The organism is Streptomyces kronopolitis, assembly GCF_014646275.1.
Taxonomy (GTDB): domain Bacteria; phylum Actinomycetota; class Actinomycetes; order Streptomycetales; family Streptomycetaceae; genus Streptomyces; species Streptomyces kronopolitis.
Map to the genome: position 1 here is coordinate 1 of NZ_BMND01000061.1, position 21,122 is coordinate 21,122.

14 protein-coding genes are annotated in these 21,122 nt (G+C 75.2%); 5 read left to right on the forward strand and 9 right to left on the reverse strand.

Annotation, left to right across the window (positions count from 1 at the left end):
* The coding region (locus IEY78_RS32410; protein WP_189104466.1) for an ATP-binding cassette domain-containing protein at positions 1–361 on the reverse strand (361 nt) is incomplete at its 3' end.
* The gene (locus IEY78_RS32415; protein WP_189104468.1) at positions 354–1,289 is read right to left on the reverse strand and encodes an ABC transporter permease; all 936 of its coding nucleotides are present in this window, start codon (positions 1,287–1,289) and stop codon (positions 354–356) included. The genes IEY78_RS32410 and IEY78_RS32415, both read right to left, overlap by 8 nt.
* A 147-nt stretch (positions 1,290–1,436) precedes the next feature.
* Between IEY78_RS32415 and IEY78_RS32420 the strand changes: the two genes are divergently transcribed.
* Positions 1,437–2,060 carry a TetR/AcrR family transcriptional regulator gene (locus tag IEY78_RS32420; RefSeq protein ID WP_189104470.1) on the forward strand — a complete coding sequence of 208 codons (624 nt, stop codon included), beginning with the start codon at positions 1,437–1,439 and terminating at the stop codon, positions 2,058–2,060.
* Between the two features lie 82 nt (positions 2,061–2,142).
* Here IEY78_RS32420 and IEY78_RS32425 read toward each other — a convergent pair whose 3' ends face one another.
* Complete coding sequence (locus IEY78_RS32425; RefSeq protein WP_229700314.1) at positions 2,143–4,530, reverse strand: bifunctional glycosyltransferase/CDP-glycerol:glycerophosphate glycerophosphotransferase; 2,388 nt, start codon at positions 4,528–4,530, stop codon at positions 2,143–2,145.
* Positions 4,531–4,733: 203 nt separating this feature from the next.
* Between IEY78_RS32425 and IEY78_RS32430 the strand changes: the two genes are divergently transcribed.
* Positions 4,734–6,929, forward strand: a complete 2,196-nt coding sequence (locus IEY78_RS32430) for a PIG-L family deacetylase (protein WP_189104472.1) — start codon at positions 4,734–4,736, stop codon at positions 6,927–6,929.
* On the opposite strand, the gene IEY78_RS32435 is transcribed toward IEY78_RS32430, so the two are convergent.
* Genes IEY78_RS32435 through IEY78_RS32445 form a run of 3 tightly spaced genes read right to left on the reverse strand, consistent with a single transcriptional unit; the run spans position 6,896 to position 11,001 of the window.
* Complete coding sequence (locus tag IEY78_RS32435) at positions 6,896–7,324, reverse strand: GtrA family protein (protein ID WP_189104474.1); 429 nt, start codon at positions 7,322–7,324, stop codon at positions 6,896–6,898. The two genes, IEY78_RS32430 and IEY78_RS32435, sit on opposite strands and share 34 nt — an antisense overlap.
* Positions 7,324–8,298, reverse strand: a complete 975-nt coding sequence (locus IEY78_RS32440; RefSeq protein ID WP_189104476.1) for a glycosyltransferase family 2 protein — start codon at positions 8,296–8,298, stop codon at positions 7,324–7,326. Before IEY78_RS32440 ends, IEY78_RS32435 begins: the two co-directional genes overlap by 1 nt.
* Before the next feature lie 60 nt (positions 8,299–8,358).
* Positions 8,359–11,001, reverse strand: coding sequence for a YfhO family protein (locus IEY78_RS32445; RefSeq protein WP_189104478.1), 2,643 nt, complete (start codon positions 10,999–11,001; stop codon positions 8,359–8,361).
* Positions 11,002–11,117: 116 nt separating this feature from the next.
* Here IEY78_RS32445 and IEY78_RS32450 point away from each other — a divergent pair, with 116 nt between their 5' ends.
* Complete coding sequence (locus IEY78_RS32450) at positions 11,118–13,076, forward strand: glycosyltransferase family 2 protein (protein ID WP_189104480.1); 1,959 nt, start codon at positions 11,118–11,120, stop codon at positions 13,074–13,076.
* A 101-nt stretch (positions 13,077–13,177) separates the two neighbouring features.
* A complete protein-coding gene (locus IEY78_RS32455) occupies positions 13,178–13,450 on the forward strand; it encodes a DUF1876 domain-containing protein (protein WP_189104482.1) in 273 nt (90 codons plus the stop codon).
* 62 nt (positions 13,451–13,512) lie between these two features.
* Here the strand turns inward: IEY78_RS32455 and galE are convergent, their stop codons facing one another.
* The 3 genes from galE to IEY78_RS32470 form a co-directional block, all read right to left on the reverse strand.
* Positions 13,513–14,490 (reverse strand): UDP-glucose 4-epimerase GalE, encoded by a 978-nt coding sequence (gene galE / locus IEY78_RS32460; RefSeq protein ID WP_189104484.1) that lies wholly within the window; start codon positions 14,488–14,490, stop codon positions 13,513–13,515.
* A gap of 53 nt (positions 14,491–14,543) precedes the next feature.
* Positions 14,544–16,190, reverse strand: a complete 1,647-nt coding sequence (locus tag IEY78_RS32465) for a glycosyltransferase family 2 protein (protein ID WP_189104489.1) — start codon at positions 16,188–16,190, stop codon at positions 14,544–14,546.
* A 265-nt stretch (positions 16,191–16,455) separates the two neighbouring features.
* Positions 16,456–20,076: a bifunctional glycosyltransferase/CDP-glycerol:glycerophosphate glycerophosphotransferase gene (locus IEY78_RS32470; RefSeq protein ID WP_189104485.1), complete on the reverse strand. Its 3,621-nt coding sequence runs from the start codon at positions 20,074–20,076 to the stop codon at positions 16,456–16,458.
* 253 nt (positions 20,077–20,329) lie between these two features.
* Between IEY78_RS32470 and IEY78_RS32475 the strand changes: the two genes are divergently transcribed.
* Positions 20,330–21,016 (forward strand): class I SAM-dependent methyltransferase, encoded by a 687-nt coding sequence (locus IEY78_RS32475; protein ID WP_189104487.1) that lies wholly within the window; start codon positions 20,330–20,332, stop codon positions 21,014–21,016.
* Positions 21,017–21,122: the final 106 nt, after the last annotated feature.

Below are 21,122 nucleotides of genomic sequence, written 5' to 3' on the forward strand. Positions count from 1 at the left end.
TCAGGGCGGCGTTCACGCCCAGCAGGGAGGGCTGGCCGTGGGTGTAGACCTTGCCGCGCTCGGCGGGCAGCAGCCCGGCGACCGCCTTGAGCAGGGTGGACTTGCCCGAGCCGTTGGAGCCGATCAGCCCGATCGACTCGCCCCGGTAGGCGGTGAAGGACACGCCCTTGACGGCGTGCACCTCCCGCACACCGGTGGAGGGCTTGCGGCGGATGATGCGGTTCAGCGCCGCGGTCGCGCTGCCCTTGCCCGCGCCCGTGCCGTACACGCGGTAGACGATGTGCAGGTCGTCCGCGATCACGGTGGGGACCCGCTCCCGGGCCGCCTCGGTCGGCAGGATGCCGGTCTTGTGCTCAGCCACGTCCGTACCGCTCCTCGGCCTTCCAGAAGTACACGAAGCCGGCCACACCGGCGAGCAGCGCCCAGCCGGCGGCGAACGCCCACACGTGCGGCGGCAGTTGCTTGTGGGTGAAGCTGTCGATCAGGGCGAACCGCATCAGGTCGATGTAGACCGCGGCCGGGTTCCCGTTGAGCAGGATCACCACGATCTGCGGGAGGTTCTTGCCCTTGAGGATCACGCTGATGCTGAACATGACGCCGGAGGCGTACATCCAGGTCCGCATGATGAACGGCATCAGCTGCGCCAGGTCCGGCGTCTTGGCCCCGAGCCGCGCCATCACCATCGCCAGGCCCGTGTTGAAGATGAACTGCAGGGTCAGCGCCGGGAACACCAGCAGCCACGACCAGGTCGGCGTCTGCCCGAAGCACAGCAGGATGACGCACAGCACGCCCATGGAGTACAGCAGCTGCTGCAGCTGCGCCAGGCAGAACGAGATCGGCAGGCAGGCCCGCGGGAAGTGCAGCGCCCGCACCAGGCCGAGGTTGCCCGAGATCGCCCGCGTTCCGGTCATCACCGAGTTCTGCAGGAAGGTGAAGACGAAGACGCCGGTCACCAGGAACGGGATGTAGTCCGGCACGCCCTTCTTCGTGTTGATCAGCACGCCGAAGATCAAGTAGTAGACGACCGCGTTGAGCAGCGGGGTCAGCACCTGCCAGAACTGGCCGAGCTTGGCGGTGGTGTACATCGCGGTGAGCTTGGCGCTGGCGAACGAGGTGATGAAGTGCCGCCGGTGCCACAGCTGGCGGGTGTACTCCGGCAGCGAGGGGCGGATGCCGCTCACCGTGAGCCCGTGGGCTTCGGCCAGCGCGCGCAGCTCGGGGTCGGGGGCGGTGCCGGGTGCCGTCGCCCGGGTGGGCGTCGGCTCCGGGGGCGCGAGGGTCTGGGGCATCGGGGAGGCCGCTTTCGCTTGCGTACGGGGCGGTGGAACGAGAACGGGGTGACCTACGACGGAACGGGTCCGTATCGTCGCGACGCTGACACTAAAGGGTGCTCACGTCGAAACGCAACCGTAGCGTCGTGACGCTATGCTCAAGCCATGGCAAAAGAGGGCAGCGGGAACGACTCCACGGCGGCGCGCCGGAGCCCGGCGGGCGCCGCCGTGCTGCGTGAGGACAAGACCGAGGCGATCCGTGCCGCGGTCTTCGAGGAGCTGGCCGTGGCGGGCTTCGCCCGGATGTCGATCGAGGGCATCGCGCGGCGGGCCGGTGTGGGCAAGACCGCCGTCTACCGGCGGTGGCGCTCCAAGCTGCACCTGGTGCTCGATGTGGTCTCCGCGGTGGCCGCGGCGGGCATGCCGACGCCGGACACCGGGTCGCTGTCCGGGGATGTCCGGGTGCTGCTGGAGGTCGCGGCCCGGGCGCTGCGGCACCCCATGGCCTCGCAGATCGTCCCGGACCTGCTGGCGGAGGCGGCCCGCAGTCCCGAGCTGGCGGCCGCGCTGAAGGCCGCGCTGCACGACAGTCAGGAGGGCGTCGCCACGGCGATGGTGGCCCGCGCCGTCGAGCGCGGCGAGATCCCGGCCGGTGCGGACGGCCGGCTGGCCCTGGACCTGCTGACCGGGCCGCTGTACTGGCGGCTGCTGGTGGTCCGCGACGAGGTGCCGGCCGGCTATCTCGACGAGCTGACGGCGGCCGTGGTCAGCGCGCTCGGCGGCCGCTGAGCGGGCCGGTCGGGGCCGTATGACGCGCGGGGCGCCGCGGCGGGGAGTCCGCCGCGGCGCCCCGCGGGTGTGTGCGGGTGGCTCAGCCCGCGAGTCCGAGATCGGTGGTGTCGAGGTCCGTGGTGTCGAGGTCCGTGGCGTCGGCCGGGCTGCTCTCCCGCCGGTCGAGCAGCCCGCCGCCCGCGAGCGGCAGCAGGTCGCGGACGCTCCCGCCGGCCGCGGCGCGCGGGGACGGGGCGACGGTGCGCGCGGCCGGCGGCAGCGGGGCCGGCACCGCCTCCTGGCCCAGGAAGACCCGGCGGACGACCCGCTCGGCGGCGTGCCCGTCGTCCCACTGGCAGAACCGGGCCCGGAACGCGGCGCGCAGCTCGGCTGCCGCCTGGTCGTCCCAGCGGCCGCTGCGGAACACCTCGATCAGCTCGTCCTCGTCGGTGGCGATCGCCCCCGGGGTGTCGCCGGGCCGTCCCGAGAGCAGGTCGAAGGTGACGCCGCGGGAGCGGACGTAGGTATCCCAGTCGTCGGCGTAGGTGACGATCGGCCGGTCGAGGTTGGCGTAGTCGAACATGATCGACGAATAGTCGGTGACCAGGGCGTCGGCGGCCAGGCACAGCTCCTCGACGACCGGGTGGCCGGAGACGTCGATCAGCGCGCCGCGCTCCTGGAGTGCCTGGAGGCGGGTGTCGCGGTCGTAGAAGTAGTGGGTGCGCACCAGCAGGACGACGTCCTCGCCCAGCCCGCGGGAGAGCTTCTCCAGGTCGAGCCGGGGGACGTAGCCGACCTGGTAGTCGCGCATGGTCGGGGCGTAGAGGACCGCGATCTTCCCGGGCGCGATGCCCAGCCGGGCGCGGATGTCCAGGACGTCTCGGCCGGTGGCCCGGTAGTAGGCGTCGTTGCGGGGGTAGCCCGCGTTCACCGACTCGAAGCCGCAGGGGTAGACCCGCTCCCACTGCTCGGTGGTGTGCTGGTTGGCGGAGAGCGAGAAGTCCCAGCGGTCGGCGCGGGCCAGCAGCTTGCGGAAGCTCATGCCCTTGGCGGCGGCCGGGTAGCGCTTCTGGTCGGTGCCCATGGACTTCAGCGGGGTGCCGTGGTGGGTCTGGAGATGGATCTGGCCCTCGCGCTTGACCACGCCGTCCGCGAAGTTGACGTTGTTGACGAGGTACTTGGCGCGGGCCATCACCTCCCAGTAGCGCGGCGAGTTCAGCACGACGTGGTCGATGCCGGCCGGGACCGCGCCGGCCTCGGCGAGCTGCTTCTTGACGACCCAGACGCCGTGCACCCCGGGCGCCAGCTCCTTGGCCTTCTCGTAGACCGCCAGCGGGTTGCAGGCCGGCAGCCGGTTCCAGTAGGCGGAGTAGACCGCGAGGTTCTCGTCCAGCGGGCGGCGCAGCAGCGCCCGGTAGCGCAGGTCCACGGCCTTGCGCTTGGCCTGCCGGACCCGCTTGCCGGCGTGCTTGCGCACCGTGCGCCGCACCTTGCCGGCGGCCTTGAGGCCGGCCAGCGCCGGGTAGGCGTCCCTGGCGAGCAGCGCGTACTTGCCGCCGGCCGGTCCGCCGGGGCGCACGAAGCCGGCCGGTATCCGCAGCCGGTAGTCGCGGGCGGCGCGGTGGAAGAACTCGGCGGTGGCGCCGCGCGGCAGCCGGCCGGGCTTGTCCAGGACGGTCAGGTAGTGGTCGACCATCTTGCGGAACATGTGCGGGCGCCAGCGCGCCAGCTCGGGGTGCGCGTCGAGGTGGGCGAAGACCCGCGCGTACTGGTCGAAGACGTCGAAGTGCTTGCGGCTGGTGGTGCGCAGGATGTTGCCGCCCTGGCGGCGCTGGCGGTAGTGCAGGCAGACCCGGTCCAGGACGGCGATCCGCTGTGCGGTGATCAGGGTGCAGAACGTCCAGGGGGCGTCCTCGTAGTAGCCCGGCGGGAAGGTGAAGCCGTGCTCCTCGACGAAGTCGCGGCGGTAGGCCTTGTTCCAGACGATCTGCAGCAGGTCGAGCAGCCGGGGGCGCTCGGCCAGCGGGAAGACCGGCGCGCCGGACTCGTCGAGCAGCCCTGACAGCGTGTTGCGGCGGGTGGCGCCGTCCCAGTAGGTGCGGGCGTAGTCGAAGATCAGGATCTCGGGTTCGGCGGTGGCGGCCAGCCGGTCGGCCAGGGCGCCGAGCGCGCCGGGGGTGAGGGTGTCGTCGCTGTCGAGGAAGAGGACGTAGTCGCCGCGGGCCCGCTCCAGGCCGGCGTTGCGGGCCGGGCCGAGTCCCGCGTTCTGCGACAGGTGGCGGACCCGGACGCGGGGGTCGCGGGCGGCGTACTCGTCGAGGATGGCGCCGCTGTGGTCGGGGGAGCAGTCGTCGACGGCGATCAGCTCGAAGTCCGTGAACTCCTGGGCCAGCACCGAGTCCAGGCACGCGCGCAGAAATCCCTGCACGCGGAACACGGGGACGATGATGCTGAACCGGGGTACGGCGTCAAGGCCTGTCTCGGACATGCGGGGCCACTCCTCGTGATGAGCTGACTACAGACAGCGGAAATCGCCGCAAAGGGCCTCTCACGTCGTCAGTCGTACGACAGCTGTTCACTCGAAAAGGTTGTTCTTCGTCATCTCAAAGTTCCATGGGCCCCGTCACATACCTGGTGAAGCGGGGTATTTCCGGGCGGGCGGGAACTCCCGGGTGACCGAATACTGAGGGTGTGTCACCCGCGCACCCGCCCCCCGTCTCCCGCCGCCGGCTCCTTCAGGTCACCGGTGGCGGCCTGCTCGCCGCGACGGCGGGCGCCGGCGTCTGGGCATGGCGCTCGGACGACGCCTCCCGCACGGCCGGGCCGGCGGGCTCGGGGCGCTCCCTGGTGGCCCCGGCCGACCAGTCCTTCGTGCACATCGTCGCGCACGCCGACGACGGCCTGTTCTTCATGAACCCCGACCTGGAGCAGTCCCTGCGCAGCGGGGCGCGCTCGGTCACCGTCTGCCTCACGGGCGGCGAGGCCGACGGCCACAACGTCAGCCGCCGCGCCCCCGACCCCGGCCGGGTCCCGGTCGACCGGTCCGCCTTCGCCCGGGCGCGGGCCAACGGGCTGCGGGCCGCGCACGCCGTGATGGCCACCGGCAGCCCGGCCGCCCGCTGGGACGTCGCGGCCCGCTCCCTGCTCCCCGGCTTCGAGGTGGAGGTCCAGACGCTGCACGACGCCCCGCAGCACCAGCTGATCTTCCTGGAGCTGGTGGAGTCCCGGGCCGTCTGGCAGGCCCGCACGATCAGCCTGCGCGGCCTGTGGCTGGGGGCTGCCGCCACCCTGCCCACGCTGCGCCCCGCCGGCACCCCCGTACGGCGGCAGTACCACTACACCCGCGAGCAGGTCGTCCGGACCCTGGTGGCGGTGCTCGACCGGGCCCGGCCCACGGTCGTACGGACCCTGGACCCCAACGCGGTGCACGCGCGCAGGCGGCCGCCGGCCACCGCGGACCGCGACCCCCGGCTGGCCGGGCCGCGCTACTACGACCACCAGGACCACACCGCCTCCGCCTACTTCGCCGAGGCCGCGCTGGCCGCCTACACCGACCGCGGCCGGCCCCCGGTCGTGGAGAACTACCTCGGCTACGAGTCCGGGGTGCTGCCGGACGACCTCGACCCGCGCACCACCCGCCGCAAGGCCGCGCTGCTGTCGGTCTACGGCTGGGCCGACCACCGCGCCTGCGGCGACCCGGCCGGCTGCGGCGACCGCAAGGTGGGCGGCGGGGCGCTCAGCGGCGTCGCGCGCCACTGGACCCGCGGCACCCGGCTGCGGGCGCCCGGCTCGAACGCCTGGCTCCGCCCGGCGCAGGACGGCCGGCTCGCCGCCTTCGCGGTCCTGGGCGGCCGGGCGTACTGCTGGGCCGAGACCCGGCCGGGCAGCGGCAGCTTCGGGGCGCCGGTGCCGGTCGGCGGGGGGCGGTTGCAGGGGCAGATCCATGTGGCGCGCCGCCCGGACGGCACGCTCCAGCTGTTCGCCTCGCGCACCGTGCTGCCGGGCCGTCACACCGGCCATTACCGGGAGCTGCTGACCGCGCAGCAGACCGGCACCGGCCGCGACGGGGTACCCGTCTTCGCGGACTGGGAGTCGCTGGGGGCCCCGGACGCGGACCCGGTCCGCTCGCTGGAGACCGGCTTCCCGGCGGCGGTGGCCACCCCGGACGGCACGGTGCACGTCTTCGTACGGACCTGGGACGGCACCCTCGCCCACCGCGGCGGCCGCCCGGATGGCGGCTTCTCGCCGTGGCAGCGGCTGGAGGGCACGGTCAGCACGCTCCAGGCGTCGCCGCGGATCACCGACGGGCTGGACGCCTGCATGGACTCCGACGGGCTGGTCCATCTGGCCGCGCCGAGCGCCGGGACGGTGGTGCACTGGGTGTCCAAGGAGGCCGGGGGGCTGCCGCGGCCGGCCGCGGCCACCGGACTGCCGCAGCCGGCCGGCCCGGTCAGCCTCGTCCCGCTGGCCGACGGCGTGGTGCGGGCCGTCTTCCGGCGCGCGGGCACCGCCCAGGTGCTGATCGCGGAGCGGCCGCGCAGGATCGGCGGCTGGCGGGTGGCGGCGCGCTGCGCGGCGGTCGGCGGGTACGGGCGGGTGGCGGCGGCCCCGGCCGGCGGCGCGGACCGGATGGTGCTCGCGGCCCGCGACGACGCCGGCGAGGTGCGGGTGGCGATGGCGCAGGACGGTCCCGGGCCCTGGCAGCGGGGCCGGGTGGCGCATTCGGCGGCGGCCGGGGTCGCCCAGGACGCCACCGGGCGCGCGGTGGTGGTCGCGCTGGGCACCGACGGCCGGCTGTACACCGCCCGGCAGAGCGGGCTCGGGCCGCGTGCGCCGTTCGGGGGCTGGCGGGCTCAGACCCGTCCGCCGGAGCGCAGCGGCGGCTGAGCGGTCCGGGCGGGCGGGCGCAGGATGCGGCGGGAGACCAGGAAGGTGAACGGGAGGGCGAGCAGCGCCGCCGCCAGCGGCGCCACCGCGGTGTTCAGCCCGCACCAGCTCACCAGCGCCACCAGCCCCACGTTCTGCGCCAGGTAGTTGGTGACCTGGGTCAGCGGGAAGAGCAGGAACTTCTTCCAGGTCGGCCGGGTGCGGTAGGTGAAGTAGGTGTTCAGCAGGAACGAGCCGAGCATGCTCAGCGCGAAGGCGCCGGTGTAGGCCGCGAAGTACGGCAGCGTCCGGCGCAGCGGCAGGTAACAGGCGTAGAACGTCAGGGTGTTGACCCCGCCGACGGCGGCGAAGCGCACCAGCTGGCCCCAGGGGGCGAGCGCCGGCAGCGCGCGCATCAGCCGGCCCGGGAGCCGGCGGGGGCGGCGTCCGCGGGGGCGGGCGCGGGGGCGGCGGTGTTGCTCTCCTTGACCAGGAAGTGCGGCCGCCGTTTGGCCTCGTAGTAGATCCGTCCGATGTACTCGCCGATCAGTCCGAGCATCACCATCTGCAGCCCGCCCAGGCCGACGATGATGGCCACCAGCGTCACATAGCCCGGCGCGGTGACCCCGCCGACCAGCGCCGCGCCGATGATCCACAGGGTGTAGAGGGCGGCGAGCGAGGCCAGCCCGAGCCCGGCGTAGATGGCCAGCCGCAGCGGGCGGCAGTTGAAGGACAGCATGCCGTCGATGCCGTAGTTGACCAGCGCGCCGAGGTGCCACTTGGTCTCGCCCGCCTCCCGGGCGGCGTTGCGGTAGTCGAAGGTGACCGTGTCGAAGCCGATCCAGGAGAACAGGCCCTTGGAGAAGCGGTTGTACTCCGGCAGCGAGAGCAGGGCGTCCACGGCGGTGCGCGACAGCAGCCGGAAGTCGCCGACGCCGTCGGTGAGTTCGACGTCCACCCATCTGTTGACGGCGCGGTAGTAGAGCCTGCTCAGCGCGGACCGCAGCCGCCGGTCGCCGTGCCGGGTGCGCTTGGCGACGACCTGGTCGTGGCCGAGCTGGTAGAGGTCGAGCATCTTCTCGATGAGCGCGGGCGGGTGCTGGAGGTCGGCGTCCATGAGGATCACCGCGTCGCCGTCGGCCGCCCGCAGGCCGGCCAGTATGGCGGGCTCCTTGCCGAAGTTGCGGCTGAAGGAGAGGTAGCGGGTGGTGCCGCGGTGCTGCTGGGCGAGGCTGCGCAGCCGGGCCAGGGTGCCGTCGGCGCTGCCGTCGTCGACGTAGCAGAGTTCGTACTCGACGGCGAGCCCGGCGAGGACCGCGCGGATCGTGGCGTCGAAGTGGCTCAGCACGGCCTCTTCGTTGTAGCAGGGGACGACGATGGAGAGCTTCATGAGCAGGCCTTTTCGCCGGGGGCAGCGGACGGCGCGGACGCCGTCCCCTGAAGGCTGATTCTACAAATCTGTGGGAATGTCACGATTCGAGCGGCGTGCTGGTGTGACGCGCCGTCGGCCCCGGACCGCCCCGGCCGCGGCCACCGCGGCGAGCGCCAGCGCCGCCGCCGCGCTCGCCGCCAGCCCCGCCGTGAGGCCCGGCGGCCGGTAGGAGCACGACAGCCGGGAGGCCCCCGTGCCCAGTGGGACGGCCGCCAGACCGGCGAACGAGTGCGGCGCGCGGCGCGGGCCGCCGTCCACCGAACAGCCCCACCCCGCGACCGCCGGGAGCGCCAGCACCGCGCTGCGCCGGCTGCCCGGCCGCCGCCGGGCCGTCAGCCGGTGGCCGCGGGCGGACAGCGCCACCGGGCCCCGGGCGCGCAGCGCGTCCACCGCCGCGGTCAGCCGCCGCGGGGACAGGCAGCCGACGGCGTGCCCGGGGACGCGCTGCGGCCCGCGGCCGGTGAAGCGCACCGCCACCCTGCCGTCCGCGGGCACCCGGCCCAGCGTCCGCACCGGATTGGCGGTGACCTCGGCGCGGCCGATCCCCGTGCTGTGCCCGCCCAGCCCGCTGATGCGCCCGGAGAACCACGGCGCCGACCACACGGCGGTGCTGCCGGGGGTGCAGTGCGCGGTGAAGGTGGTCCCCGGGCCGCTCGGGCCCGCCGGCGGTGCGCCGGGCGGCCGTGCCGGGCGCAGCAGCCAGCCGCCGCGGACGGGCTCGGCGGCCGCGCCCGCCGCGGGGGTCAGCGCCGGCACCTCGTAGACGGCCGCGCCCAGCGCCCGCTCCTGGCGGGCGAAGACGGTCTCCCCGGGGGCCGCGGGCGGGAGCGCGTCGCGGACGGTCAGCAGCGGGGCCGGGTGCGCGCGGTGCGGGACGAAGCGGGTGCGGCGGTGCGGCACCGGGGACAGGAAGCCGCCGACGCCCATGACCGCCTGGCCCGCCGGGTCCTCGAAGCTGAGGGTGTGGCGGCCCCTCATGTACCACCCGGCGCCCAGGCGTTGCAGGGTGCGGGCGGTGGCCGCGGGGACGTAGCTGCTGTAGTAGGCGCCGCCCTCGCCGCCGAGCAGCAGCGGGTCGTTGTTGGCGAACTCGTGCGGGCCCGGATCGGTGCGCGAGCGGGGCCAGTCGTCGCGGGCGGCCAGCGCGTCCCGGGCCGCCAGCGACGCCCCGGTCAGCGTGATCTTGGGCCGGAACCAGGGGATCCGGTCCCGTGCCGCCGTCACCGAGAACACCGTGTACGCCGAGCCGAGCAGGACGGTGCCGGCCAGCGCGGTGGTGGCGGCCCGGCGGGCGCGGCCGCCCGGCGGCGCGCCGAGCGCGGCCAGGGCCAGGAGGGCCGCGGTGCCGCCGCCGGCCACCAGGATCCAGGTGGCGGTGCCGACCGCTCCCTGGTGGCGGCAGAGCCAGGCCAGCGCGGCGACCAGCCCCGCGCCTGCGGCCAGTTCGCCGGGCCGCGGGCGGTGCGCCAGCGCGAGCCAGGAGATCATCACGAGGATCCCGCTGAGCACGAAGGCGGCGCGGTAGGGGCTGCCGTTGGGCAGCGCGAAGCCGTGCCACAGCAGGATCGTCGGCTCCTGGACGAACGACCAGGCGACCCCGGCCGCCAGCGCGTACCAGCCCAGGCGCACCCGCGGCGGGATCGCGCGCACGAACGGGAAGGCGGCCACCAGCAGCAGCCCGGGCACCCCGATGAAGAGGTTCGGGGCCGGCACCCCGTCGTGGCCGCCGGGCAGCAGCTGCGACAGCTGGAGGAGGACGGAGGGCCGGCCGGGGTAGGCCACCGGGGGAGCCGGCTGGGCGGCGCGGCTGGCCGCGAAGGTGACGGTCAGCACGGGCGCGGCGAGCAGGATGCCGGTCAGCGCCATCGAGGCGGCGCGGCCCGCCGCCCGCAGCCGGTCGCCGCGCGGCGTCCCGGTGGCCGTCAGCAGCCGCAGGCCCAGCACCAGCGCGGTGGCCAGGGTCGCCATCGCCGCCGTGTAGAAGTTGCCCGCCCAGGCCAGGGCGACCAGCAGGGTGCCGGCCACCCAGCGGGTGCGGCGCAGGCACCAGTCCGCGGCGATCCCGGTCAGCGGCAGCGCGACCAGGCCCCACATCCACATCGGGTCGGCGAACCCGTCGTTCAGCACCCAGGCGCACAGCCCGTAGCCGGTCGCCAGCAGCGCCCGCAGCACCCCGGAGCCCGGCCGCAGCCGGCCCAGCAGGACGGTCATCAGCGCGCTGCCCAGGCCGATGCTGAGCAGGGTGACCAGGAAGACCGGCAGGTCGGCCAGGGCGCGGGGGAAGAGTCCGACGAGCCAGGAGAACGGGTTCATCAGATAGGTGAAGAAGTCGGCGAGGAAGGGGACGCCGTAGCCGCTGCCCCAGTTGAAGAACAGATCGCCGCCGGTGGCGCCGTGCAGCAGGTCCCACAGCCGGACGTGGAAGGGCACGAACTGGTTGCCCAGGTCGTTGACGGCGCGGGAGCGCGGGCCGAAGGGGTAGCTGCCGCAGAGGGCGAGCCCGAGGCAGTAGGCGCCCATGGACAGCGCCGCCGCGAGCCCGGGGGCCGCCAGCCGCGCGAGGGCCCCGCGCACCGCGTACGGGTGTTCCCTTCGGGGAAGGGGCCGGGCAACCTCCTGGGGCCGGACCGCCTCTTGTGGGGTGGCGGGCGTCGGAGCCACCGGCACTCCTCCACGATCGGCGAACGTTCACCCCACGTTATATGTCTTAATAGTCCCTTTTGCTCGGCTGGGACGCCGGGTCTTTCGAGGGATTGCGGAAATGAACGGAGGGCACGGTGCCCGCTTCTGACGACCTCGCGACCCGGGCCCCCACCGGACCCCACGGCGCGGCGCCGACCGTCTCCGTGATCGTGCCGGTGCACAACACCCGGCGCTACCTCGACCGCAGCCTCGGCTCCGTCTTCGCGCAGACGCTGGACCAGCGGCGGATCGAGGTGATCGCGGTCGACGACGGCTCCACCGACGGCAGCGCGGAGTGGCTGGCCGAGCAGGCCCGCCGCCACGCCAACCTGACCGTGCTGCGCCAGGAGGCCTCCGGCGGCGCAGGACGGCCGCGCAACGCCGGTCTGGACCGGGCCACCGGCGACTACGTCTTCTTCCTCGACTCCGACGACCGCCTCGACACCGAGGCGCTCTACTGGCTCACCCGTACGGCCCAGAAAAACGGCTCGGACGTCGTCTACGGCCGGATAGCCGGCGCCGATGGCCGCGCGGCCCCCGTCGACCTGCGCACCACCAGCGAGGAGGTCTCCGTCTTCGACTCCCCGGTCTACTGGTCGCTGGCCGCCTACAAGCTCTTCCGCCGCTCCTTCGTCGAACGGCACCGGCTGCGCTTCGTCGAGGGCCGGCTGCTGGCCGAGGACCTGCCGTTCGGCATCACCGCGCTGCTGCGCGCCGAGGTGGTCTCCGTCTTCGCCGACCGCACCTGCTACTACCTGCACGGACGCGAGGACAACAGCAACGCCACCCGCCAGGACATCGACTGGTGCGAGTACCTCGACTACATCGGCACCGTGCTCGAACGGGTCGCCGCCGAGGTCCCGCCCGGCCCCGACCGCGACAAGCTGATGGTCCGGCACTTCCACGGCGAGATACTCATGCCCTTCGGGGCCTCCTACCTCGGCCGCGACGGAGCCGGCCGCCGGGCGATGGCCGCCGCCGCCCGCCCGCTCGTCGCGCAGTACCTCACCGACCGGGTGCGCGCCGCCCTGCCGCCCGGCCTGCGGCTGCGCGCCCACTGCCTGCGCGCCGGGCTCGACGAGGAGCTGACGGCCGTCGTCCGGGCCGACACCGAGACCCGGCCGGGCCCGCCGCACCTCGACGACGACGGGCGCGTGTACGCCGGCTACCCCTACTTCCGCGACCCGCGGCGCGAGGTCCCCGACGCCTGCTACGACCTCACCGACCGCGTGGTGCTGCGACAGCGGCTGGACCACCCGCACTGGGTGGGCGGCGTCCTGCACCTGCGGGGCACCGCCACGCTCCCCCCGCTCGGCGGCGACGGCGCCGAGCTGCTGCTGCGCCGCGGCAGCACCACCCACCGCGTCCCGGCCCGCTACGAGGACGGCGCCTGGCGGGCCGCCGTCGACCCGGCGACCGCCGCGGACGGCGGGCCGCTGCCCGACGGCACCTGGGGCTTCAAGCTGGCGCTCACCGCGTACGGCACCGGCGGCGCGGGCGGGCCCGCGCTGCGCCGGGAGGCCTGGCTGGTCCCCGAGGACGGGGACGGCGGCCCGGACTTCGCCCCGCGGATCGCCGGCCGCGGTCCCGCGGGCCCCGCCGTCGCCGCGCTCTTCCTCTCCCGGCCGCACGGCCATCTCCACCTCGACCTGGGCCGCGACAAGGTGAGCCGGCCGCTCGGCGCGGACCTGCGCGGCACCGCGGACGCCACCCGCTCCGGCCGTGCCACCCTCACCGCGCACCTCACCCTGCCCGGCTGCCCCGTGGACGCCGAGCTGCGGCTGCTCCTGGTCGACGGGGCGCGCACGGTGGCGCTGCGCACCACGGCCGTCCGGGAGGCCGGCGACCACTACACCGTGCGCTCCCTGCTGCGCGGCGGGCCCCCGGGCACCTGGCGGGTGGTCCTGCGGGTGACCGCGGGCCCGCTCCGCCGCGAGCTGCCGGTCCGCCCGGCCGCCGCCCCGCCCGGCGCCGCGGACCCGCTGACCCTCACCGTGCCGCCCTCCGGCACCCGGGCGAGGCTCCGGCGCGCGCTGCGCCGCTTCCGCCGCTGACCGGGGAGCGCCGGGCGACGCCCGGGCCGTCGCGGCGGCACGCCGTGCACGCGCGCGGCGGCGGGCGCACGCTGGAAACAGCGGTTCCGGAGGTGATCGTGATGCTGCAGACCGTTGTCGGATGGCACGTCGAGCTGGAGTTCGACGAGGATGCCCACCGCACCCGCGCCGCGGCCCTGGTCCGGCTCCCCGACGGGAGCGAGGTACGGGCCCACGGCCACACCAGCCGGCACCCCGCCGACTCGAACCAGCCGAGGGTCGGCGAGGAGGTCGCCGGCGCCCGCGCGCTCAACGAGCTGGCGATGAAGCTGCTGACCAAGGCCCACGACGAGATCGACGAGGCGTCCGGCCGGACCTCGCACCCGCTGCGCTGACGCGGCGCGGCCGGGCGGGGGCGTCGCGCCCCTGCCCGGCCGCGGCGGACGGCGGGTGCCGGTCAGGCCTGCGCGTGGTGGTGCTGCCAGCCCGTCCAGGCCGAGGTGATCATGTCGCGGACGTCGTGCCGGGCCTTCCAGCCCAGCTCGGCGGTGATCCGGTCGGCGGCCGCGACCACCCGGGCCGGGTCGCCCGCCCGGCGCGGGGTGACCTCGGCGGTGACGCCGGCGCGGCCGGTGATCTCGGTGATCAGGTCGATCATCTCGCGCACCGACACGCCCTCGCCGCGGCCGATGTTGAGGGTCAGATCGCGCACCGGACCCGGCTCGGCGAGCTTGCGGGCGGCCGCCACATGGGCCTCGGCGAGATCGGCGACATGGATGTAGTCGCGGATGCAGGTGCCGTCCGGGGTGTCGTAGTCGTCGCCGAAGATGCGCGGCGCGGCGCCCTCGGTGAGCCGCTCGAAGACCATCGGGACGATGTTGAAGACGCCCGTGTCGGCCAGCTCGGGGGCGGCCGCGCCGGCGACGTTGAAGTAGCGCAGGCAGGCCGTGCTGATGCCGTGCGCCGCGCCCACCGCACGGGCCATCCACTCGCCGACGAGCTTGGTCTCGCCGTACGGGTTGATCGGCACACAGGGGGTGTCCTCGGTGACCAGGTCGACATCGGGCATGCCGTAGACCGCGGCCGAGGAGGAGAAGACCAGGCGGCCCACGCCGCCCGCGGCCATCGCCTCCAGCAGCGTGTGCAGACCCTGGACGTTCTCGCGGTAGTAGAGCAGCGGCATCTCGACGGACTCGCCGACCTGCTTCTTGGCGGCCAGATGCACGACATCGGTGACGCCGTGCCCGGCGAGGGTCTCGTCGAGCAGCGCGCGGTCGAGGGTGGAGCCCACGACCAGCGGGACGCCCTCCGGGATCCGGGCGGCCACGCCCGACGTCAGGTCGTCGAGCACGACGACCGACTCGCCCGCCTGGCGCAGGGCCCTAACGACATGGGAGCCGATGTATCCGGCACCACCCGTGATCAAGTAAGACATAGCGCCAATCCTAGGCTCGGGGTCCGACAGGGAGGAGGAGCGGGCCGCGGCGGTCAGCGGCGCAGCCGCCGGGCGGCGATCCGCCAGACGCTGCGCACCCCCGAGGCGACCCGCAGCGACAGCGCCCCGCCGGTCGTCGCGTACGGCTGCACCAGCAGGACCAGATGCCGCCGGCTGAGCAGCACCCGGCGCCGCAGTCCCGGGCCCTTGGCCCGCAGCGAGGCGCGGAAACCGGCCCCGTTCACGCAGCTGACCTGCGCCATCAGGTCCCACGGCTCGGGGTCGGCGCCGGCTGCGCCCGGTTCGACCAGCGCGTCGAGGTCCAGCGCGACCTCGGCGGTCCAGCAGGCGTGCGAGCCGTCGGCGGTCGGGGCCGCGCGGGTGAGCGCGGCGGTGTGCACCGGGCCGCGGCGCTCGTCGCGGCGGCGGTGCAGCTCGATGTCGATGCTCTGCGGACCGGCCGCCGCCAGCCGCCCGTACAGATCGTGTATCCGCAGCCGCAGCACCCCGCGGCCGGTGACGCAGGGCTCGGCGTCGATGGTCACCGGCAGCCGGTGCGTCGGCTTGCTGCCGATCGCGTCCAGCTCGACGTCGGGCAGGTCCAGGGACCACACCGCACGGCCGTCGACCTCCGCGTACGGCGGCAGCAGCCGGCCGGGGCGGGCCGCCAGCTGGGTCAGCCGGTCCAGGTCCCGCGGGGCGGGGGAGGCCACCACGACGCGGGCCAGCCAGCGGGCCGGGGCGCGGGCCGCCCGCAGATCGGCCTCCTCGAACCCGGCGAGGTAGTCGCGGGCCAGGCTCCACCACTCGGCGCGGTAATCGGCGCCGCGGGTGTGCAGCTCGCGGACGTACATCCGCAGGTCGTGGTCGAGGAACTTGGTGCTCGCGGCGTGCGCCAGCGCCTTGAGGCCGGCGTCCTTGAAGATCTGCACGCTGGCGCGGTGCGCCGCGATCCGGGCCTGCCAGTTGGCGACGTCCGTGCGGTCCAGCGAGATCGACTGCTTGGCGGCCGAGCGGCGCACATGCCAGATGTAGACGCGGTCCGGGACGGTCGCGATCCGCGGGTCGGCGGCCAGCACCCGCGCGGTGAAGACGAAGTCCTCGTAGGTGAAGCGGCCCTCGGGGAAGGTGATGCCGTGCTCGTCCAGGAAGGCGCGTGCGTAGAGCTTGTTGACGCAGAGGGTGTCGCGGACCAGCTGGGGGCTGGCCTCGGCGGAGTCGTGCACGGCCGGCTCGCGGTAGAGCGCGGGCTGCCAGGGGACGTCGCGGCGCGCGGGCAGCTCACGGCGCACGCAGGCGCCGGCCGCGACCGGGGCGTCGTGCTCCAGCGCGGCGGACAGCAGCGCCCGGACCGCGCCCGGCGGCAAAACGTCGTCGCTGTCCAGGAACATCACGAAGCGCCCGGTGGCGGCGCGCAGCCCGTCGTTGCGCGGGGTGCCGCAGCCGCCGCTGTTGCGCTCGCGGTGCAGGACGCGCAGCCGCGGTGTGCCGTGGGCGAGGGCGTCGAGGGCGGCGCCGGTTCCGTCGGTGGAGGCGTCGTTCACCGCGATCACTTCGGTGACCGTGTCGCCCTGCGCGAGTGCGGAGCGCACCGCGTCGCAGACGTGAGCGACGTCGTTGAAGGCGATGACGACGATGCTGACCTGCGCGGATGGCGTGATGGTGGGCCCCGCCGGCAGCGGCTCCAGGGCTTCTTTCACAGTCACTGAATCTACATTTCGTGTCGACAGCATCTCGTGGCCCGAGCGGGATCCGAACCCATTTCCGATGGTTCAGAGGGCGAATCCCGTCGAGCGGTTGCACCCGCCGCTCCGCTTTTCCGCCGTCTTGCCGTCTTCTTACCCGGCGGAAGTCGGGGCTTGAGGTGTGCAGGGCCCGTAAGAGGACCTGCACATGCTGTAACGACGCGAGCGCCGCACGATGCCGATCCGCACGCCACCACCTTGCGGCGGACCGGGCCCGCGCTCACCGCTCCATCAGATCCGCGACCCGGCCGGCCGCCCCGCCGTCGTCCCGGTGGCAGAAGGCCTCCCGGAAATCCGCGTAGGCCTCCGCGCCCGCCGCGGCGATCGCCGTCAAGTCGCCCAGCGCGTCGATCAGTTCACCGGTATCGGTGAGCAGCGGCCCCGGCGCCCGCGCCTCGAAGTCGAGGGTGAAGCCGCGCAGGGTGTCGCGGTAGTGCGGCAGGTCCGGGGTGAGGAAGAGCATCGGGCGGCCGGTGTTGGCGAAGTCGACGGCCAGCGACGAGTAGTCGGTCACCAGCACGTCCGCGGCCAGCAGCAGCTCGGTGGCGTCGGGGTGCGCGGAGACGTCCAGGGCGAAGGGCGCGTGGTGGGCGGGCAGCCGGTCGGCGACCAGCGGATGGCCGCGGACCAGCAGCACGTGGTCGTCGGCCAGCTCCCGCCGGGCCAGGTCCAGGTCGAGCGGCAGGTGCAGCCGGTGGTGCCCGGCGTCGTAGGCCAGGTCGTCGCGCGGGGTCGGCGCGTACAGCACGACCCTCCGGCCGGGCTCGATGCCCAGCCGGGCGCGCACCGCGGCCGCGATCCGGTCGCGGTCGGGCGCGAAGAGCGCGTCGGTGCGCGGCAGCCCGGTCTCCACCAGGCGGCCGGAGTAGCCGAGCGCGGAGCGCAGCACCGGGGTGCTGTGGGCGTTGGGCGACAGCAGCACGCTCCACTGCCGGCTCACCCGCGGCCGCGGCGCCAGATGCGCCAACCCCGCGCACAGGGTGCCGGTCAGATCGGCGCCGATCCGCTTGAGCGGGGTGCCGTGCCAGGTCTGGATGATGCGCTGGCCGCCGCGCCGGGTGAACCAGCGCGGCAGATGGGTGTTGGTGACCACCCAGCGGCTGTGCGCCAGCGCGCCGTGCCACTCGGCGCTGCCCACGAGCACCGCCCGGGCCGTGTCCGGCACCGCGCTCTGGGCGTCGCGCACCGCCCACAGGTGCTCCGCGTCCAGGTCCCGGCGGACCAGCTCCTCGTGCACCGCGCGCGGCGAGTCCCCGTACGCGCGCCCGCCGAAGCTGCTGTAGAGGACGGTGTCGCGCAGCGGACGGGAGCGGTGCAGCGCGTAGTGCTGTTCGCGCAGCATCCGGCGGCGGTAGGGGCCGCGGTCGGGGGCGGGCAGCGCGGGGCCCGCCGTGACGAGGGCCTCGTCGTGCCGGTGCCGGTCGAGGGTGAGCGGCTTGCCGCGGACCGTGCGGCCGGCCGGCAGCCCGTCCAGGACGGTGGGCGCGCAGCGCACCGGGGCGTCCAGCGGGGAGCCGGGCGCGCCCTGTTCGCGCAGGTGCAGCGTCCAGCGGCCCTCGCGCAGCGGCACCGTCCCGGCGAGCGAGGGCAGCGCGCCCAGCGGCAGCGCGCAGTGGAAGCGGCCGTCGTCGTGGGTGGCGGGGAAGGCCAGCTCGGTGGCGTGGGCGGCGTGCTTGAGGACCAGTTCGGTGGCGTGCGGCGCGGCGTCCGGCAGCCGGCCCGCCACCAGCAGGGTGCCGTCCGGGCGCCACAGGGCCCGGTCCAGGTACGGCTGCGGGACCCGGTCGTGCAGCACCAGGTCGCCGGCCGGGGTGGCCGCGACGATCAGCTCGCGGCCGTGCGGGAGCGGGCAGGAGAGCGGGGCGAGCCACGGGTCGCAGGCGATCGGGTCGGTGCCGCCGCCGGGCAGCACCAGCTCCGGCACCCAGCTGACGGTGTGCGCCGGCGCGATGGCCCGCGGCGCCCCGTCCCGGGTGGGGCGCGCGGCGGCCAGGGCGTCGAGCCGGATGCGGAAGGTCAGCCGGCCGGCGGGGGAGCGGCGTCCACCGGCGGGCGGCGCCGCGTCCGCCCCCGCGAGGGCCGGCGGCTCCGTCTCCACCGGGAACGACACCACCGTGCCGGTCTCCCGGTGGGTCACTCGCAGCGCGGCGGGCGCCGGGCCGGGCGCGGTGACGGCCAGGTCCAGGGTCCCGGCCGCCGCCGCGTGCCGGCCGGCCAGCCACCGGGTGCGGCGGGCCACCGACAGCCGCAGCCGCCCGTCCGCGTACCGGGGCGTGATCCGCACGCCGTCCCCCGCGCCGTCCCCGGCCACCTCATGGGCGCACGGCGCGGCGCCCGAACCGGTCTCGGGCGCGGCCAGCGGCGCGGTCCGCAGCACCCCCGCCGACGCCAGCACCACCCCGACCGTCCACTCGCCCTCCTCCCAGCGCCCGCCCCTGCGCAGCCGGGCCGGGTCGATCCGCACCTCGAAGCCCGACCAGTCGTAGCAGTGCTGCTCCTGACCGGACTCGGCGGTCGCCGCCGGCATCAGGACCGGCCGCAGCGGCAGCAGCACCCGCCGCCGCCCGCACGAGAGCACCGCCGTCCTGAGGTAGCTGTGCCGGGCCGGAGCGCCCAGGTTGCGGAGGTAGGCGTAGCCGCGCAGCACCAGCGCGCCGTCCTGCCACGACGCCGCGACGACCCGGGCGCGGACGGGGAAGTCGGCGCGCTCCAGCCGGGTCACGCCGGGCGGCAGCTCCAGCGGCGGCGTCAGCGGCAGCACCGCCCGCTTGCGCAGCGGCGGCCCGGCGACGGTGAACCCGCCCGGGTTGCGCGCCTCGTGGCCGAGCAGCGCCAGCAGACCGGTCAGCCGTCCGGTGCGGATCAGGTACCAGCGCATCCGCAGCTCCACGGGGAGCGTGCGGAACAGCCGCGGGTCGACGCCGGCGAGGAAGTCGCGGGCGCAGTCCAGGAACGCGGTGCGGACCTCGGGCGAGGCCCCCGGCAGCGCGTCGACCAGGTCGAGCAGCCCGCCGGTGAGCTGCGCGCGGTCGTAGTCGCGCCGGTGGGCGCCGAGCCGGGGGTGCGCCGGGTCGTCGAGGAACCGCCGGATGCCGGCCACCACCGCGAACCGCTCCCGCACGCCCGGGGCGTCGGGCCGGCGGTGGCGGTCCGGCCCTTCCGGCAGCCGCCAGTAGCAGACGTGCTCGTGCAGCACGTCGACGGCCTCGGCGAGGAAGTGCGCGGGCAGCGTCACCGCCGCGTCATGGCAGAACTCCCCCTCGGGGAAGGCGAGTTCGTGGGCGTCCCAGAAGGTGCGGCGGAAGACCTTGTTGCGGGCGAAGTGGTCGGACAGCAGCGTGAGGTCCTCGCTGATGTGGGTGCGCAGGGCGGTCTCCCGGCCGGCCGGGTGGTGCGCGCACTGGCTGCGGCCCGCCGCGCCGAGCCGGTAGACGTTGCCGGTCGCCAGGTCCGCGCCGGACTTGTCCAGCAGGCCGGTGAGGTCCTCGTAGGCGCGCGGCAGCAGCACGTCGTCGGCGTCGAGGAAGGCCAGGTACGCGGTGTGCGGATAGGCCTGCCGGACGCCGGTGTTGCGGGCCGCGCCGCAGCCGGGTGCCGCCTCGCCCCCGGGGTGGTGGACGATCCGGAAGCGCGGGTCCCGCTCGGCGAAGCGGCGGGCGACGGCCGCGGGCGTGCCCGGTGCCGCGCCGTCCTGGCCGTCCGGCGCGGGCGGGCCGGCCACCATCACCACATCCAGTTCGGTCAGCGTCTGCGCCGCGACCGACTCCAGGCACTCCTCCAGATTGCGCTCGGACCCCTCGGTGCGATGGACCGGGACGACGACGGTGAGCCGGGGCTTCATACGAGGACCACGCCTTTCCGGACTGGCGATGCACACGACCGGTCCGTTCAACTCGCCCGCGGCGGCACGGTCACCGGATCTGCGCTGAAAGGGTGAGTGCCGCGGCGAGCGGCGCCTGCTCCCGGGCGGGCGTTCGGTGCGCGCGGTCGGCGCGCCGTAGTGCCGGGCCGGGTCCGATGCCGTAGACCCGTTGCACAGCCCGCCGGCGCTCCGTGCGCCCGATTCCTCCTTCAGGGAAGGTGACCGCGACCCGATGCCCGGCCGAACCGACAGCTCCGCCGCCACCGACAGCCTCGACACCGGGCCGCCCGGCGGGGACACCCGGGCCGCGCGCCCGGTCCGCCCCGCCGGCACCGCGCCGTCCGCCTCCACCGCGCGGCTGCCGGCCGACCCGGAGCCCGGCGGCCCGGCGCGGCCGCGCTCCGCCCGGTCCCCGTTCCGCACCCAGCTGCGGCGGATCGGCAAGGGGCGGGTGCTGGAGATCGGCTGCGGGGACGGCGCCACCCTGGCCCGCTGCGCGCCCGGCAGCGTCGGCGTGGACCACGACCCGCGGGCGGTGGAGCGCTGCCGGGCCCGCGGGCTGACCGCCTACACGGCCGACGCGTTCCTGGCGAGCGCGCACGCCCGGCCCGGCGCCTTCGACGCGCTGCTGACCGCGCACGTCCTGGAGCACCTGGACGACGAACAGGTGGAGAGCCTGCTGCGGGCCTATGTCGGCTACGTACGGCCGGGCGGCGGGGTGCTGCTGATCACCGCGCAGGAGGCCGGGCACCGGGCCGGCCCCGCCCCGGTGCGCTTCACCGACTTCGCGCTGCTGCGGGCCTTCGCCGCCTCCGCGGGCCTGGCGGTGCGGCGGACGTACTCCCATCCGCTGCCGCGCCCGGCCGGGATGCTGCTGCGCTCCAATGTGTTCGTCCTGGTCGGGCAGGTGCCGCGGTAGCGCGGGCCGGGGCGGGCGTGCGGCCCCGGCCCGGGCGGCTCAGTGCCCGCGGGCCCGACCGCGGGCCCGCGCCAGGGCGCGGGTGACGACCGGCGGCAGCACGTCG

Bases quoted from the DNA above. Each gene is read 5' to 3' on its own strand.
- IEY78_RS32415 (WP_189104468.1), bottom strand. From the start codon at position 1,289: ATGCCCCAGACCCTCGCGCCCCCGGAGCCGACGCCCACCCGGGCGACG.
- IEY78_RS32420 (WP_189104470.1), top strand. From the start codon at position 1,437: ATGGCAAAAGAGGGCAGCGGGAACGACTCCACGGCGGCGCGCCGGAGC.
- IEY78_RS32425 (WP_229700314.1), bottom strand. From the start codon at position 4,530: ATGTCCGAGACAGGCCTTGACGCCGTACCCCGGTTCAGCATCATCGTC.
- IEY78_RS32435 (WP_189104474.1), bottom strand. From the start codon at position 7,324: ATGCGCGCGCTGCCGGCGCTCGCCCCCTGGGGCCAGCTGGTGCGCTTC.
- IEY78_RS32440 (WP_189104476.1), bottom strand. From the start codon at position 8,298: ATGAAGCTCTCCATCGTCGTCCCCTGCTACAACGAAGAGGCCGTGCTG.
- IEY78_RS32455 (WP_189104482.1), top strand. From the start codon at position 13,178: ATGCTGCAGACCGTTGTCGGATGGCACGTCGAGCTGGAGTTCGACGAG.
- galE (WP_189104484.1), bottom strand. From the start codon at position 14,490: ATGTCTTACTTGATCACGGGTGGTGCCGGATACATCGGCTCCCATGTC.
- IEY78_RS32470 (WP_189104485.1), bottom strand. From the start codon at position 20,076: ATGAAGCCCCGGCTCACCGTCGTCGTCCCGGTCCATCGCACCGAGGGG.
- IEY78_RS32475 (WP_189104487.1), top strand. From the start codon at position 20,330: ATGCCCGGCCGAACCGACAGCTCCGCCGCCACCGACAGCCTCGACACC.